Source organism: Candidatus Methanoperedens sp., assembly GCA_012026795.1.
Taxonomy (GTDB): Archaea; Halobacteriota; Methanosarcinia; order Methanosarcinales; family Methanoperedenaceae; genus Methanoperedens.
The window spans coordinates 1-15,305 of sequence record VEPM01000050.1 but is presented as its reverse complement, the minus strand read 5'-3'; the positions used below and the strand labels follow the sequence as shown (position 1 = coordinate 15,305).

The window sequence follows — 15,305 nt, the reverse complement described above, 5'->3', positions numbered from 1 at the left end:
GACATCGAGTACCCTATACCAGTACATGATCCGGGCTAACGATACATATAATAACTGGGGTCAGAATTCTTCGGTACTGGATGTTTATACGGCAACTCCCGATACTACACCGCCTGCTTCGGTATATGATTCAGTCATGGTAACAGGTAATTTCTATATCAATAATACCTGGACCAATCCGGCTGACATTGACCTGCATCATATCTGGTTCAGGTACAGCAATGGCACTACATTACAGAATGTCACCAGGCCCACTAATTACCTGAATCTCACCTCATCAGTGCGCTATACCCAGAATATCAGCGCCCAGACAGTTGATACCCTGGGTAATATAAACCAGACACTGGTATGGTTCAATATAACCATACCCAATAATCCGCCAGTCCAGCTTCCGATCGGAAGCAAAACAATAACTGAGAACCAGGTTCTCCAGTTCACGGTCATATCCACTGATGCAGATTCAGATGTTATAGAGTATGGTACAAATGCAACAAAGGGAACTTTTAATACAAGTACAGGCCAGTTCTCATGGACGCCAACATTCGGGGATGCGGGAGTTTATACCTGGTACTTCAATTCCAGCGACATTTATGGGGGCACTGATAATGAAACTGTAACAGTAACCGTGAATGCAGATCCTCTGGGCAACTGTCTGTCATGTCATGATTCCATCCAGAATGGCTATCCTGCTATAATACAACAATCATTCGGCATGCATTTGAATACGGATACAGTCCAGGGCCATGGACTCCTGAATAATAGTGATTGTATGACATGTCATTATGGCATTGCCAGTATGTTCCAGCCAGGATTTACTATAGGTACGAGGACATGTACGGATTGTCATACACAGGGTAACTTCTCTGCACCGATCATCAAGAACCATAGACCCGGCGGAGTAAATATAACCACAAATGCGTCATGTTCAATGTGTCACATCAATAGTATCAATGCATATAACTATAGTTCCAATGCAAGCGTGAACCATTATGGTACAATCTCGTCACTTCTTAAACCAACAGTAAACCAGACCGTGGAACCAGTGTTTGGGTTCATGGCTTCGCAGGAGACTTTTGAGCATAACAGTGAATGCAGCAGTTGTCATAATCCTTCCAGTTCAAGCTATGGCAATGCGACCCTGGTAACTTTGGGGCATACTGCAACAGCAACATGCGACCAGTGCCATTTGAATGCAAATGCCAGTAATCTTCATGATGGTTCGTTAATCAAACCTGTCACATCTGATTGCAAGCAGTGCCATACAATATATGCAGATATTTATAAGGCTCCGAACCTGACTGGAACCGATCACAACCGTGAAATTTATGATTGCAGTTATACCTGTCACATTCCGTACGATTATCCTCCGAAGGGAAAACTTGATCCGTCGGACCATAACGTTGACTTTACATTCTCACCTGGTAATCCGCCGACAACTGACCCTGTCAGCCTGAATGGCTCATCATCTCTGACAGTATTTAAAGGCGAAACAGTCGCAGTATCATCAAGGATCAGGGATAATCCATATACTGCAAGCCGTGTGCGAGGAGCTGAGTATTATATGGATTCAGATCCAGGAAAGGGAAAAGGCACTTCCATGAATGCAAATGATGGATATTTTGATGCATCTGATGGCGCATGGGAAAATATTAGCGCAAATATGGATACATACAACCTGAGCCCTGGCACACATACAGTTTATGTGCGGGGTATGGATATCGGGAAGCAATGGAGTACATCTGTTTCGGCAACGCTAATAATCCTGGATTCAAGAGGATTTGTAAATGGTACTGTAAAGAACAGCAGCGGTTACGGGATTGCGGGAGCAACGGTAATAACAAATACCGGGGCATTTGCAAAAACCGATAGTAATGGCTTTTATTCACTGGACTTAACTATCGGAACTTATAACCTGACAGCCACTAAGGAACCTGAATTCTATGCCAATAACACCTTTTCATCGGTAACAATAACAAGATCCGCACAAGAAACCCGTGAGGCAATTCTGGCAATTAAACCAACAGGTACGATAAATGGAATAGTAACAAATTAAGGCCAGACAGGCTAAAAAGATCATTAAATATCATAATACCAATTATTTTCGTGCAAAAACAAAACGAAATATATATATATTTCCTCAGGTATTGTAAAAAAAGGGAAAAAACGAATATAATCCGGCTGTAAAATGCCTTTATAATTAAAAACAATAAAAACTAAAAATGTTGGATAGGATAGGTATGGCGAAAAACAGTAAATACGTTAGTCTGCAAAGCAAAAATGCTTTTATCTTTGAAAAAAATGAAAAAAAACAAAAAAGATATGTTGATTCTATTTTAATATCATTAATATGTTTATTATTAATAGTTGTTCCATCTTTTGCTGCCCCGGCAACACCGAATGACAATTGGAAGATAGTTTTTGATTCCGGGATGGACATACCTTTTAATTATTCTACGTCCTTTACTCCGAAGGTGTGGGTTTACAACCAGGGAGGAAATCCTGTTTCAACTGCAACGGTCTCCTATACTTATTTTAATGTAAATGACAATTCCCAGATTTCAACAGGTACGGCAACCAATAACGGAGGTGGCTCTTATTCTGGCCCTGCAATAAATATGCCAAATTACGCGGGCAAGTATATCAATGTATTATTTTCAGTTACAGCAGGCTCGAATATACTGCGGGAACAGCATGTATTTTTTGCGGGACAATCAAACGCTGCACATGGAGCCCTATGGAAAATCGAAGTTTTCAATACATCAACAGGTCCTTCCTGGGATGGAACCAACCAGCAAAAAATATATATGAAGCTATATTCCGATGCAGGTACCCCTTATCGTAATAATCTTAATACTCCCACAATTGCTGTATGGAATTCAACCGGTGCTTCTGTTATATCAGCTACAGCCATGACCTATGAAGAGGACGGGGTGTACTCATATACTATACCTGGATATGCGAATGGAGATTACTATTTCGAAATCTATAACCGGTGGGCAAGCCGCCAGGTTACAGGCAGCAGCTCAAGATATACAGCCACTTATGCAGGCCTTTACCTGGAAGCTAATAATACACAGAGTGATGAATCTTTACCGCAAATAGATAGCGTAAATAGAAAACCCTATTTCCCTGTTGATGATGACTATGTTAATGTCACAGCACATGCTTTGGATAACTTCAACATTACTTCAGCTACTCTTTATTATACAATCAATAACCAGACAGTGCAAACCAGGCCTATGGTTAAACAGACAGGTCTTGAATACAATGCTATGTTAAACCCCTATCTTTTAGAGGATAACGTCAGGTACAGGGTGGAAGTAAATGACGGAACAAACACTGTATCCTCTCCATGGTACATGTATAATGTCCAGGATCACAGAGGCTCTGCAAACATGTCCCATTCCTTCATGAGCCATCCAGCCTACTGGTTCGGCTATTCAAGACAGGCAAACCTGGCTGTGGCTGACAGGGGCGGGGATACAAATTATGATGGGGTATATAGTACTACCGAGAAAGACGGTGTAGCATATCTTGCTGTTACACAAAGTTATCCCTATTTCAAAGATATGACCAGGATAAAAGTCCAGTCCTTAATCATGGATGAAACCGGAAAGCCTATCCAGCATCTCACGAATGTCAAAGCCTGGCTCTCTAATAATAAGACCCAGCCACCCGGTACGCATAACCGGGAAAAAACAATGACCGAAGTGGCAGGGGAAAGCGGTGTCTATAATGTAACCTGGGAAGGTTCACCTGATGTTCCTGGGACGGCCTATATCTGGAATGATGACGCAAAAGCTATCTGGGGCCAATACATCAGCGGTGAAGTTTACAGCGTTTACATTGATATAAATGGTGACGGTCAGCCCGAGGAGAATATCACATGGCTTGCATATAACATTGGGGATACTTACTGGGGCTCGTCTGAGAATGGAAGGAATTTTAATGACCATGCGAATCTTGAGCAAAGTTCCAGTTGCTCCCGCTCCCGTTGCCACAATGCTATGTCAGGCACAAGAAGAGTTGACGGAGAGCCGAATTGTGCCGATTGTCACGGTGTTTACAAGAATGCAGATAACGGTGTCTGGCCAGTAGAGAAAGGCAGCGGCGTTACAGAGGATAGCATCCTGTACGGGAACAGCACCGGTCATCCAAGACAGGATAACAACAACGTCACAACCTGCGGAGATGAGACATGCCATAATGTTGCATGGGGTACGAGTCCATCCGGAACTTTGCCAGTCGAAATTCCCGGATATCCAGCCGGAACGAGACTGAACGGCACCTTCAACGCAAAATATCCAAACCCTATCCAGTGCGCAGAACACCATGATTACAAAGGAAGTAAAATACCTGTTGAGGAAGGTCACAACAAGATGGTGGCATGTAAATACTGCCATGGAGGAAGCCACAGTAACAATAAGCTCCTGAGCTACAATGTATCGATAAATGGAACAAATACATCGAATGTCAACAGGGGCACACCCGGTTACGTGGGCACAGGAGGAATCAATGGCAGTGGTAACTATGCAGGGAATTGTTATACTGGGTGCCATAAAGTCCAGGTTGAACATTCGCTCACTGGAAAACCAGGAGGGGCGGCGGAAAATAAATTTGTCCCATGTGATGAATGCCATAAAGATTTCAATAATGCACCTATGCACCAGGAAAGCCTTTTCCCTTACGACAATAGGAGTACATGCGGGGCATGTCACCAGGACCAGGGTACCATTAGTGCGTACAATACAACAAATGGACTGACACTGAACCCGCCGAGGATACCGAACCCCCAGACTCATGCCCAGCAGACAGGTTTCAGGTGGAATAATACCGGTTTGAGACCATACTGGGTAGAGAATGAAAATTCATGCAGGTATTGTCACGGCAGATCCTATAATGAAGCATACGGCCTGGGCAGAATTAGAAGTTTCATGGGAAATAATGAAATTAACGGAACCATTAATTCCACAAGCTACTGGTGCAGTGCATGCCATGTAAATACCAGCACGCAAAATTATACGAACATGGTGAATATTTTCAATTATTCTTTTGGAGTAGTGCCTCCTGAAATAACAAACTCTACATGGGCATCGAACAGGGCAGGATATGTTGATCATCAGGCAGATGGGTCAATAGGTGTAAATCGGACATTAAATGCCACATATAATGATTCCAGATGTTTCGAATGCCATGGAGGGTCTCTTTCAATAGATGTTAAGATGGACAGGCTACAGCACCAGGTTTCGGCTTCGGGAACAACAGAAGACACTACGCCCCCTGCAAGTGTTACTGCTCTTGGTGAAACAGCAACCGCTGAAACAAGCATCACCTGGTCATGGACAAACCCGTCCGATTCCGACTTCGATCATGTTGAAGTGTATCTTGACAGTGTTTTCAAGACCAACGTAACATCGGGAACATACACTGCTACCGGGTTGAATGCAAGCACCACTTACACAATTGGCACAAAGACCGTAGATACAGTTGGAAATGTGAATGCAAGCATGGTCACTGATCCAGCAACCACGGCATCAGATGCTACCCCTCCTTCAAGCGTGACTGGTCTTGGTGAAACTGCAACCGGCGAAACAAGCATCACCTGGTCATGGACAAACCCCTCAGATCCCGACTTTGATCATGTTGAAGTGTATATTGACAGTGTTTTCAAGACTAATATGACCTCGGGAACATATACTGCTTCGGGATTGAATGCAAGCACCACTTACACAATTGGTATAAAGACAGTGGATACAACAGGTAACGTGAACAGCACTACAGTCACTGATTCTGCAATAACCTCCGCCGATGCAACACCTCCAGCAAGTGTTACCGCTCTTGGCGAAACAGCAACCGGTGAAACAAGCATAACCTGGTCATGGACAAATCCGTCAGATTCGGACTTTGATCATGTTGAAGTGTATCTTGACAGTGTTTTCAAGACCAATGTAACATCAGGAACATACACGGCTACGGGATTGAATGCAAGCACAACGTATACCATAGGAACAAAGACTGTAGATACAACAGGTAACGTGAATGCCACTACAGTCAGTGATTCTGCCAATACCACTGCCAGTGGGGATACTACGCCTCCCACAAGCGTTATAAACCTGGCGAATGTGAGCTATGCACAGAATTATATCAACTGGACATGGACTGACCCGCAAGACCAGGATTTTGACAGGGTTATGGTTTATCTGAATGGAGCATTCCAGAACAATGTCACAAAAGGAGTACAGTATTACAATGCCAGTGTATCTCCGGGAACATACACGATCGGTACAAGAACGGTGGATGCCACCGGTAATGTAAATACCACTATGGTAACGCATACGGCAACCACTATACTTCCATCGGTGAGGTACATTAATGGTTCAGTAATAGACAGCGTGACTAAAACGGCCATCCCGGGTGTAACAGTGTCCATTAACACCAGCCTTCCGACAATGACAAATGAGACAGGGTTCTATTCGTTCACTGTCACTGAAGGTACGTTTGACCTTTCAGCAAAGCTTGATCCGACGTATAATGCCAACAGTTCGATAATTGTCTCGACAATAGGCAGCGCTGTTGTAATACAGGATATTGAACTCGTTAAGAAGCCAACGGGAACTATATCAGGGATTGTTTCAAACGGGTGACGACGAAGGCAGGGTCAGATGACCCTGCATGAATATATAACAGATATAAAATTAAAGACCATTTCTTTTTTAGAATGAAAATTATATTATTATATCCCCAGTTAAATGGAAGTATTCCTGTATTTTTAATCTGCTTGCAATTTTTTGTGACTTCTTTGAATCGATTATTTCAAGTATTTGCTGAACAATTAACCACTTTAGATTGGATAAATCCGGTATTAAAGGTATTTGCATAGTTTATTTTCACAAAAATACCTTTAAATGCTTGAATGATACTAAGAACTAAAAAACCATGCAAAAGTATTTTATACATCTCTTTCGATTGTAGGCAATATGAAGGCCTATGAGTTTGATTTCCCCGATGATCGGTATTACATGAAAAACCACATATGGCTAAAGCCTGAAAATGGCGAAATCCTTATAGGAATAACCGAACTTGGCCAATCGTTATCTAAAGGGATCGTACACATTGATCTTCCTGAAATAGGAGAATCAATCAAAAAAGGGGACATGCTTGTTGCGTACGAAACAATAAAAGCGGTATCCCAGATATCAGTCCCGTTTGATACGAAAGTCACTTCAGTAAATGAAAAACTCTGGGATGACCCGAATGCTATCAATAGTGACCCTTACAATGAGTGGATCGTGAAAGTAAAAGGGAAATTTGATGATAAACATGTAATGAAAGTGGAAGAAGCAACAGGATATTATGCCAGTTTGATCGCCAAAGAACGCGAGCGATATGCGGATAATTAACTATATATATAAAAATGTAATAACCTAACAAAAGAGGAAAAATAATGGTTGAAATAGAGGGACATAAACTTCCGGAAGAATTGTATTATACTAAAGATCACACATGGGCCAGAATTGAAGACAATGGTACTGTTACAGTTGGTCTTGATGCCTATGGAGCAAAAGCAGCGGGAAATATCGAATTTATTGACCTTCCTCTTGAGGACGATGAATTCGAGGCAGGAGAAGCATTCGGGTCGCTTGAATCAGCAAAATGGGTGGGCGGCTTATTGATGCCTGTTTCCGGTACGATAACAGAAGTCAATGAAAATATCGAAGATGATCTTGATCTCTTAAAAGGAGACCCGTATGGAGAAGGCTGGTTGATCAGATTAAAGCCCAGCAACCTGAAGGACGACCTGAAAAGTCTTGTTCATGGACTTGATGTAGGGCCCTGGCTTAAGAAAGAGATCGAGAACCGGAAGAAAAAATAGATTTCAGCATAGCAACCCAGATAATTAATATTATAAACGCAACTCTAAGAAAGATTGTCATCGGGCCTTGGTCTTCTGTGATTATGCCTGTAAAGACAGGTGTAGCAAGAAGCTGATCTTTGTGGAGCTTACAATTATTTTGGGATTTGATATATTCCGAGAAACGTCATATATTGCTGAAACTGTCCATTCGAACCTGTATCAAGTGATTTCGGGGCAATTCTCAGATTCATATCCTGTTTATCGGTTTTTTGTATTTTGTTTTCATTCATATGAATCTCCTTGGTTTATCGACTTAATCAGTCCAGAAAAAGATAGGTAAAAATCTTCCTGTTCTTTCCTTATTATGTTCCTGTTCTTCAGTCATTCTTTCAGTATTTTCTTTTATCAGTTCTGTGTTGTTTTGGGCCATGATCTCCTCGATTTTTATCTTTTTTCTTGGACGCTACTTGTTAATTATTAGTATAATCATTATTATTTATATACGTGTTTGGTAATAAAATGATTATTATAATGACAATGCTGCTGCATAAAAAGAATACGAAATCTAATTTATTCTATAACGATGCAACAATAAAGCTGCATGAATTGACAATTATCCTGACAAGAAGCTTGATAAATAAGGTATGTTAAGATAGATGACTTACCATCCTCTTGCCTGGAGAACTTCCTTATCAGATAAACCCCTTATATCGATACCTTTCATTACACCGCCAAGCCCCTTTGATATCCTTGCAAGCTCGGAAGCGTTGTCATAATTATTCACAGCTTCGACAATTGCAGAAGCCATCTTTTCAGGATTTTCTGCCTTAAAAATCCCTGAACCCACAAAAACACCATCTGCTCCAAGCCGCATCATTAGAGCCGCGTCTGCTGGCGTAGCTATTCCGCCAGCTGCGAAATTCACGACAGGAAGTCTCTGAAGCTTTGCAGTCTCTTTTACAAGCTCTATTGGCGCTTCTATTCTTCGAGCAACTGCTATTAATTCCTCTGAGTCTTTGCCTTTTAGCTCCCGCACTGTACCCATGATGGCACGCATATGCCTGACTGCTTCTTTCACATCGCCAGTTCCAGCTTCACCTTTTGTTCTTATCATCGCTGCACCTTCATTGATCCTTCGAAGTGCTTCTCCGAGGTCCCGGGCTCCGCAAACGAAAGGTATTGTGAATTTTGTTTTATCGATATGGTACATCTCATCTGCAGGTGTAAGAACTTCAGACTCATCTACCATGTCAACACCAAGCGCTTCAATTATCTCGGCCTCAACGAAATGCCCTATCCTTGCCTTTGCCATAACAGGTATGGTCACAGCATCAATGATTGATGCAATAACCTGCGGATCAGCCATCCTGGCAACTCCCCCGGATTTTCGTATGTCCGCAGGAACCTGGTGCAGCGCCATGACAGCCACAGCGCCGGCTTTTTCTGCAATAATTGCTTCTTCGGGTGTTGTGACATCCATAATGACGCCGCCTTTTTGCATAGATGCAAAACCGCGTTTTAAAAGTTCCGTGCCGTGTCTGAGATTTTCAAGTTGCATAACGTCTTAACTGCTTAATTATATAAGATATACTTTGCGCCATTTTTAAATGATCCGATCTAACTATTAACTTCCTATGAACTCTCTATGATCTGGAGATTATTAACTCTCTGTGATCTGGAGATACTTTCACCCTCCCATCAGGGTAGCCATTAAAAAGTTTTGGAATGCACTCTAAATAACGATTTTTTAACTCTGACAGGTCAATATGGTCATATATGTCTATTACATCCTTGTGCTGATCTCCTTTTAATTCCTGGATAAATTCCCTGGCTAACCCTGACCGTCTCAAATGCGTGTTAAACCAATGTCTGAAACAATGAGGGGTCAATTTTGTGTTAAGGTTACCCTCCGGATCATGCAAACCTAATGTACTTCCATGTCTGGCCACAATCTCATTAACCCTATTTCTACTGATTCTTTCACTGTTGTATGGGGAAACAAAGAGAGCTCTGGATTTAGTCTTTTTATCTCTCCATTCAAGGTATGTTCTCAATACAAGCATGGTCTCATCGTCAAAAAATACTAACCTGTTAGCCCTTTTAGCTTTGGGTCTTAGTATAATCTCTTTTTTCTCAAGATTGAGATCTTCCCGATCCATAGCTATGAGTTCGCCCCTTCTTACTCCGGTCTTTGCCAGGATTATAAGGATGGCCCTATCCAGGATCGGCATATCTAATGTTAAAAGTCGTCTCATGTCATCGATACTGATAATTTGCCGTGAGTTTTCTCCGTCATATTGGTCTTTGATCTGTGAAAGATAACGGCGTGTAAATTGAAGTACAGGGTTAATGTCGAGTTGTCGATTAAAAACCAGATAATCGTAATATGTTGAGATTGCCGAAAAATATGCTTTGATCGTGTTGGGATGAACTCCCCTTTTAATAATTTTCCCTTTCCTGTATTCCATTTCTTTAAGATAATCCAGGAACTTACAGAGGGCTGAAGTATCAACATTAATAGGATTCCCCACAAATTTAAGGAATGTTGCAATATTTGATTTGTAGGTTGCTATCGTCTGTTCTGTCAATCCTCTTGATCTGCAGTCTTCCAGGAAATCCTTAATGTTTTTATTCTTTTTTTCTTCCTTCCGATCAAGATTTTCATTATCCTGCCAGTCCACACTCACGACATCAAGGGAATTGAGAATCACATATAGCATCTCTATCTGTGTACCTGTAAACCCTTTTTTCAGTAGTTTTACTCTTTCATTTTTGGATTCTAGTATTGCCACGCCAATTACTCCCATAAATTGTACCCCGATGAGGTATAATTAGGTATAATAGGGTAATGAATCACTAAATACTTTGTGGTATTAGGGGGTAGGGTATAGTATGGCTAAAATCAAAACCAGTATTGCTCTTGATGAGGATTTGTTAAAATGGATGGATACACAAATTGAAAAAAGGCGGTTTGCAAATAGAACTCATGCTATCGAATTTGCCATTCAACAATTAATTGAGGATGAAAAGCCCCTTGCACGAACGGTCTATATTAAATCATCCCAGGAATCAGGCCTGGCGGTGGCTGAAAGCCCCGGTAAATATCAAAGAAAAAATGAGTGAATCTTTATGTTGAGAAATGTTTATTACTATAACAGATTATAATCTGTTATAGTGATTATCAATGACAACTTCAATTCAGATAAGTGAAGATCTACACAAAGAGCTTGTAAAAAGGAAGCTATTTGAAAAAGAGACCTATGAGGAAGTGATTTGGGACCTGGTAGAGGATTCCCGGGAACTCAGTAAAGAAACAAAAGAAGAAATAGCTCATGCCCGTGCCGAGATAGAAGCTGGCAATTTCCATACCTTAGTTGAGGTAAAGAAAGAGCTTGGAATATGACTTATGAAATTATTTTTTCAGATAAAGCTTTCAGACAGCTTAAGAAACTGGAAAAAAGCATCCAGGAAAGAATAATTGCCGTATTGGAACGAATCAGAGTAAGACCTGAAACTTATGTGACTAAACTTGTGGAAGATTCTGGTTATAAGTTGCGGGTAGGTGATTATAGGGTTATAATGGATATCAAAAACAGCAAGCTTAAAATATTAATTTTAAAAGTTGGTCACAGGAAAAATATATGATAAATAATTCCGATTCAGCATAGCCAAGAAAGATTACCGATGTGGATTATCCAGACCTTTTAACCCCCACACGACCGCCGTTCGCGGATATATCTATGCCGATCTTCTTTAAGTATTCCTTCGACTGCCCTTTCCCGTGAAGAAGGACTTCTATAAGGTCAGGAACTTCATCTATATCGGTACTGAGATTAAAAGAGTCAAAGATCTCTGTATGGAGACCTGAAGCGATATTGAGATGTTTAAGAAAACTTGCGCCGTAATAATCTACATGGAAACTTGCCGGGTCGCGGATAAATATTGCGTTCGTGCCTCCCATCCTGCCGGGTGCGACCACGATATCGGCCTTTGTGGATACAATGTCTATTATGTTCTTTGTTGAAACAAGAGGAATATCAGCCATAATTATAAGGACTGGCTCATTTATTTTATGTGATGACATCTTGCCAAGGTATTCATTCAGGGCTTCATTCAAACCCATTTTAGTCAGCACGGTATTGACACCTTTGACTTCGATCATTGATGTAGATAAAATATCGATCACGTCAAAGCATCCTGAACTCACAAGCGTTCCTGCCACGTCATTCAGCATTGCCATCGCAAGCTCCTCGCGCTCTTTTTCAGATAGCAATGAGCTTAACCTTGACTTTGCATTACTTTTCCTGAAGGGAATGACGGCTCTCATATTCCCTCAAAAGACATGGTATATCAATAAAAAGCTTTGGAAATGATAATGTCGAACCATCAAAATTATGTATTGTAAAAATATTTATATATGCTAAAGATAGGATACAAGCCATAAAAAGGCATTTTGTAGTATAAAGATTATCCATCACCATCAGAGCCGCCTGTGGAAAAGTGGAATATGGTGTACCTACCGAAACGTTTAACAACAACGTTACAATGAAGAATAATAGATGAACTATCTTGAGACTGAAGCATTTATAAAAAAGCATTATGTACGTTATGCAAAAAAATATCTTAAAAATATATCACATGAATGCACCATAAACGATATTCCGATAATAATTCGCTATCCGGGCGACATTTTAAAAGTGGTGAATATCGACCATGCAATCCATGAACATTTAATAGTAGTTTCATTAAACAAAAAAAATCGCCTTATTAAAGCATCCGTTATAGCAGTTGATGATTTAACTCATTCTATATGTGATATTTTGGCTGAAGCCCTCTTACGCAAGGCAGCTCGCATTATCACGGTTTACAACCACATCTATGGAGAACACAGTCTTACGGAAGCTCCAGAACCTTCTGAAGACGATATAATCCGATTGAATAAAACGTATAAAATGTGTTCTCGTAATGGAATATTGCTACTTGATAACATTATTCTCAACAGGTTCGGCAAATATTTCTCGGAAAGTGAGCATATGTGTTCGATGAGTGAATATCCCTCTTAATGTGGAAAAGAATCAATATTTCTCATGGCAAAACCTATTACCTCCCAGAACAATAAAAACCCGCGAGGCAAGACAATGAAAGAAATACTTGATATTCTTGAAAATGACCCAAAAATACAGCCAAAAGAAATAGCAATAATGACAGGGCTTACGGAAGCACAGGTTGCCTCAAAGATAAAGGAAATGGAAAAAAAGGGAATTATCAGGAAATACAAGACCGTAATTGATTGGGAAAAAGCGGGTGAAGAATATGTATATGCAATTATCGAGCTAAAGGTCGTTTTACGTTCAAGGACAGGGTATGATACTATTGCAGAGCGGATAGCCAAATTCCCTGAAGTTGTGTCAGTCCGTCTTATCTCAGGAGGACACGACCTGTCACTTACCGTGCGCGGGAAGTCCATGAAAGATGTTGCATTTTTCGTTGCTGAAAAAATAGCTACCCTTGAACAGGTGCAGGGAACTGTCACGCATTTTGTGTTGAGAACATACAAGCAGGATGGGGATATCCTGTTTGAGAAAGAGCGTTCTGAGAGACTGCCGGTGTCGCCGTAGTGATCTTATGTCTGATAAATTCATTACAGAAGCAGTAAGGAACATCCCTCCTTCGGGTATCAGGAAATTCTTTGATCTTGTGCTTGAGATGGAAGGAGTAATATCACTTGGTGTAGGTGAGCCTGATTTCGTCACGCCCTGGCATATCAGGGAGGCGTGCATATATTCTCTTGAGAAAGGATTCACATCCTATACTTCTAATCTTGGCCTTCTTGAATTAAGAGAATTGATCTCGAAAAGTTATAAGAAAGATTATAATGTAAATTACAACCCCATAAACCAGATCCTGGTTACAACAGGGGTTAGCGAGGCCGCAGACCTTGCTTTCAGGGCAATAATAAATCCGGGGGATGAAGTGATCGTCCCTGAACCGAGTTATGTTTCCTATAAACCAAGCGTTTCCCTTGCAGGAGGGATACCTGTTCCTGTACGGACGAACAGGGAAAATGAATTCAGGGTAACAGCAGAACAGATAGAAGAGAGCATAACAGAGAATACAAAAGCGCTTGTGCTGAGCTATCCGAATAACCCTACGGGTGCGGTTCTGAGGAGAAAGGACCTCGAAGAGATAGCTGTGCTGGCCAATGAATACGATCTTGCCGTTATTTCGGATGAAGTCTATTGCAAATTAACATATGATGGCTTACATACATGTTTTTCATCAATTCCGGGAATGAAAGAAAGAACGGTAATATTGAACGGCTTTTCCAAATCCCATGCAATGACAGGTTTGCGCCTCGGTTTTGCAACAGGTAGCAAAGAATTGATCGGCGCTATGACAAAAATACACCAGTATGCAATGCTTTGCGCGCCAATAACCGCTCAAATGGGCGCTGTCGAGGCCCTGAAGAACGGAAACGGCGAAATGGAAAAGATGATCAGGGAATATGACCGCAGACGCCGTCTCATCGTGGATGGATTAAATAAACTCGGTCTTGATTGTTTTGAGCCAAAAGGCGCGTTCTACGCGTTCCCCAGCATCAAAATCACAGGCATGACATCAGAGGAGTTCGCAGGCGGGCTCCTGAAAGAAGAGAAAGTTGCAGTAGTTCCCGGAAATGTATTCGGGGATTGCGGCGAGGGGCATCTGCGGTGTTCTTATGCAACATCCCGCGAGCAGCTTGTTGAGGCGTTGGGCAGGATAGAGTCATATCTGGATAAGATCAGTTGCAAAGTCCCTGCAAGATCATCCTGATAAAGTCTTATGTCCCCTACCTGAAATGGTAGTGGTTCACGGTATTATTCTTTTTCCAGGTACTTTGTAAGCCCATCTGCTGAAACTATTTATGTAAAATATCTCTTCATACCTGCTCTTTTCGATAAATTGTATATTTCCTTCCTCGACCTCACCAGATTCAAGTTTGAATCGTACATTGTCCCCAATAGTGTATTTCATATATTTCTCCTCTCAGTTTAATCAAACCAGGCAAATTTCCTGATCCGCAATAAGTAATAAATAACATGATCATATAAACTTTTTGGTTTTTACAGGATTTAGTGCTATCATGTTATTGCAATAATTTAAGCTCAACTTTGAAATGTGCCTATTTGAGTACAAAATCAACATTGTACCCCTTTATTTGTGCACAACTATGTTAGTACTACTTTATTCACACCACATTATTTATGGGTGCTACTTAATTTAGAGGAATGCAGCAAAATGGTAAAAAATTTTACCAGGTAGCTGAGGGTCTAAAGCAGGCGGGTTGGAGAGTGGGGATTTCATTTTTAATTGGTGGTTACCAATTCATAGTTTTGCCATTTAAACTTAACTGTTTGTTATGCTTGCAGTAGACCAGTGTAACGGTTACAATATGCGATAAAAACGATCT

General features: G+C 41.1%; 13 protein-coding genes. 10 read left to right on the top strand and 3 right to left on the bottom strand.

Translation table 11 applies throughout. The features are described from left to right. The 4 genes from FIB07_17645 to FIB07_17630 form a co-directional block, all read left to right on the top strand. A partial coding sequence (locus FIB07_17645) for a hypothetical protein (protein ID NJD54669.1) occupies nucleotides 1-2,053 on the top strand: 2,053 nt, incomplete at its 5' end. A 166-nt stretch (nucleotides 2,054-2,219) separates the two neighbouring features. Continuing rightward, nucleotides 2,220-6,644: a hypothetical protein gene (locus tag FIB07_17640; GenBank protein NJD54668.1), complete on the top strand. Its 4,425-nt coding sequence runs from the start codon at nucleotides 2,220-2,222 to the stop codon at nucleotides 6,642-6,644. A 333-nt stretch (nucleotides 6,645-6,977) separates the two neighbouring features. After that, the gene (locus FIB07_17635) at nucleotides 6,978-7,400 is read left to right on the top strand and encodes a glycine cleavage system protein H (GenBank protein ID NJD54667.1); all 423 of its coding nucleotides are present in this window, start codon (nucleotides 6,978-6,980) and stop codon (nucleotides 7,398-7,400) included. A 44-nt stretch (nucleotides 7,401-7,444) separates the two neighbouring features. Continuing rightward, nucleotides 7,445-7,873 (top strand): glycine cleavage system protein H, encoded by a 429-nt coding sequence (locus FIB07_17630; protein NJD54666.1) that lies wholly within the window; start codon nucleotides 7,445-7,447, stop codon nucleotides 7,871-7,873. 643 nt (nucleotides 7,874-8,516) lie between these two features. Here the strand turns inward: FIB07_17630 and pdxS are convergent. Further along, nucleotides 8,517-9,413 carry a pyridoxal 5'-phosphate synthase lyase subunit PdxS gene (gene pdxS, locus FIB07_17625; GenBank protein ID NJD54665.1) on the bottom strand — a complete coding sequence of 299 codons (897 nt, stop codon included), beginning with the start codon at nucleotides 9,411-9,413 and terminating at the stop codon, nucleotides 8,517-8,519. A gap of 85 nt (nucleotides 9,414-9,498) precedes the next feature. After that, nucleotides 9,499-10,662 carry a recombinase gene (locus tag FIB07_17620; GenBank protein NJD54664.1) on the bottom strand — a complete coding sequence of 388 codons (1,164 nt, stop codon included), beginning with the start codon at nucleotides 10,660-10,662 and terminating at the stop codon, nucleotides 9,499-9,501. Nucleotides 10,663-10,747: 85 nt separating this feature from the next. On the opposite strand from FIB07_17620, the gene FIB07_17615 reads away from it, so the two are divergent. From FIB07_17615 to FIB07_17605, 3 genes are all read left to right on the top strand, one after another. Beyond that, on the top strand, nucleotides 10,748-10,978 hold the full coding sequence (locus FIB07_17615; protein NJD54663.1) for a hypothetical protein: 231 nt from the start codon (nucleotides 10,748-10,750) through the stop codon (nucleotides 10,976-10,978). 61 nt (nucleotides 10,979-11,039) lie between these two features. After that, a complete protein-coding gene (locus tag FIB07_17610; protein ID NJD54662.1) occupies nucleotides 11,040-11,258 on the top strand; it encodes a hypothetical protein in 219 nt (72 codons plus the stop codon). Further along, the gene (locus tag FIB07_17605) at nucleotides 11,255-11,500 is read left to right on the top strand and encodes a type II toxin-antitoxin system RelE/ParE family toxin (GenBank protein ID NJD54661.1); all 246 of its coding nucleotides are present in this window, start codon (nucleotides 11,255-11,257) and stop codon (nucleotides 11,498-11,500) included. Before FIB07_17610 ends, FIB07_17605 begins: the two co-directional genes overlap by 4 nt. Nucleotides 11,501-11,546: 46 nt before the next feature. On the opposite strand, the gene cofC is transcribed toward FIB07_17605, so the two are convergent. Continuing rightward, entirely contained in the window at nucleotides 11,547-12,182 is a 636-nt protein-coding gene (gene cofC / locus FIB07_17600; GenBank protein NJD54660.1) for a 2-phospho-L-lactate guanylyltransferase, read from the bottom strand. A gap of 232 nt (nucleotides 12,183-12,414) precedes the next feature. Here cofC and FIB07_17595 point away from each other — a divergent pair, with 232 nt between their 5' ends. The 3 genes from FIB07_17595 (at nucleotide 12,415) to FIB07_17585 (ending at nucleotide 14,668) form a co-directional block, all read left to right on the top strand. After that, nucleotides 12,415-12,918: a hypothetical protein gene (locus tag FIB07_17595; protein NJD54659.1), complete on the top strand. Its 504-nt coding sequence runs from the start codon at nucleotides 12,415-12,417 to the stop codon at nucleotides 12,916-12,918. A 75-nt stretch (nucleotides 12,919-12,993) separates the two neighbouring features. Beyond that, nucleotides 12,994-13,473, top strand: coding sequence for an Lrp/AsnC family transcriptional regulator (locus FIB07_17590; protein ID NJD54658.1), 480 nt, complete (start codon nucleotides 12,994-12,996; stop codon nucleotides 13,471-13,473). Between the two features lie 7 nt (nucleotides 13,474-13,480). Next, complete coding sequence (locus FIB07_17585) at nucleotides 13,481-14,668, top strand: aminotransferase class I/II-fold pyridoxal phosphate-dependent enzyme (GenBank protein NJD54657.1); 1,188 nt, start codon at nucleotides 13,481-13,483, stop codon at nucleotides 14,666-14,668. Nucleotides 14,669-15,305 lie beyond the last annotated feature (637 nt).

Bases quoted from the DNA above. Each gene is read 5' to 3' on its own strand.
- FIB07_17640 (NJD54668.1), top strand. From the start codon at position 2,220: ATGTTGGATAGGATAGGTATGGCGAAAAACAGTAAATACGTTAGTCTG.
- FIB07_17635 (NJD54667.1), top strand. From the start codon at position 6,978: ATGAAGGCCTATGAGTTTGATTTCCCCGATGATCGGTATTACATGAAA.
- FIB07_17630 (NJD54666.1), top strand. From the start codon at position 7,445: ATGGTTGAAATAGAGGGACATAAACTTCCGGAAGAATTGTATTATACT.
- pdxS (NJD54665.1), bottom strand. From the start codon at position 9,413: ATGCAACTTGAAAATCTCAGACACGGCACGGAACTTTTAAAACGCGGT.
- FIB07_17620 (NJD54664.1), bottom strand. From the start codon at position 10,662: ATGGGAGTAATTGGCGTGGCAATACTAGAATCCAAAAATGAAAGAGTA.
- FIB07_17615 (NJD54663.1), top strand. From the start codon at position 10,748: ATGGCTAAAATCAAAACCAGTATTGCTCTTGATGAGGATTTGTTAAAA.
- FIB07_17610 (NJD54662.1), top strand. From the start codon at position 11,040: ATGACAACTTCAATTCAGATAAGTGAAGATCTACACAAAGAGCTTGTA.
- FIB07_17605 (NJD54661.1), top strand. From the start codon at position 11,255: ATGACTTATGAAATTATTTTTTCAGATAAAGCTTTCAGACAGCTTAAG.
- cofC (NJD54660.1), bottom strand. From the start codon at position 12,182: ATGAGAGCCGTCATTCCCTTCAGGAAAAGTAATGCAAAGTCAAGGTTA.
- FIB07_17595 (NJD54659.1), top strand. From the start codon at position 12,415: ATGAACTATCTTGAGACTGAAGCATTTATAAAAAAGCATTATGTACGT.
- FIB07_17590 (NJD54658.1), top strand. From the start codon at position 12,994: ATGAAAGAAATACTTGATATTCTTGAAAATGACCCAAAAATACAGCCA.
- FIB07_17585 (NJD54657.1), top strand. From the start codon at position 13,481: ATGTCTGATAAATTCATTACAGAAGCAGTAAGGAACATCCCTCCTTCG.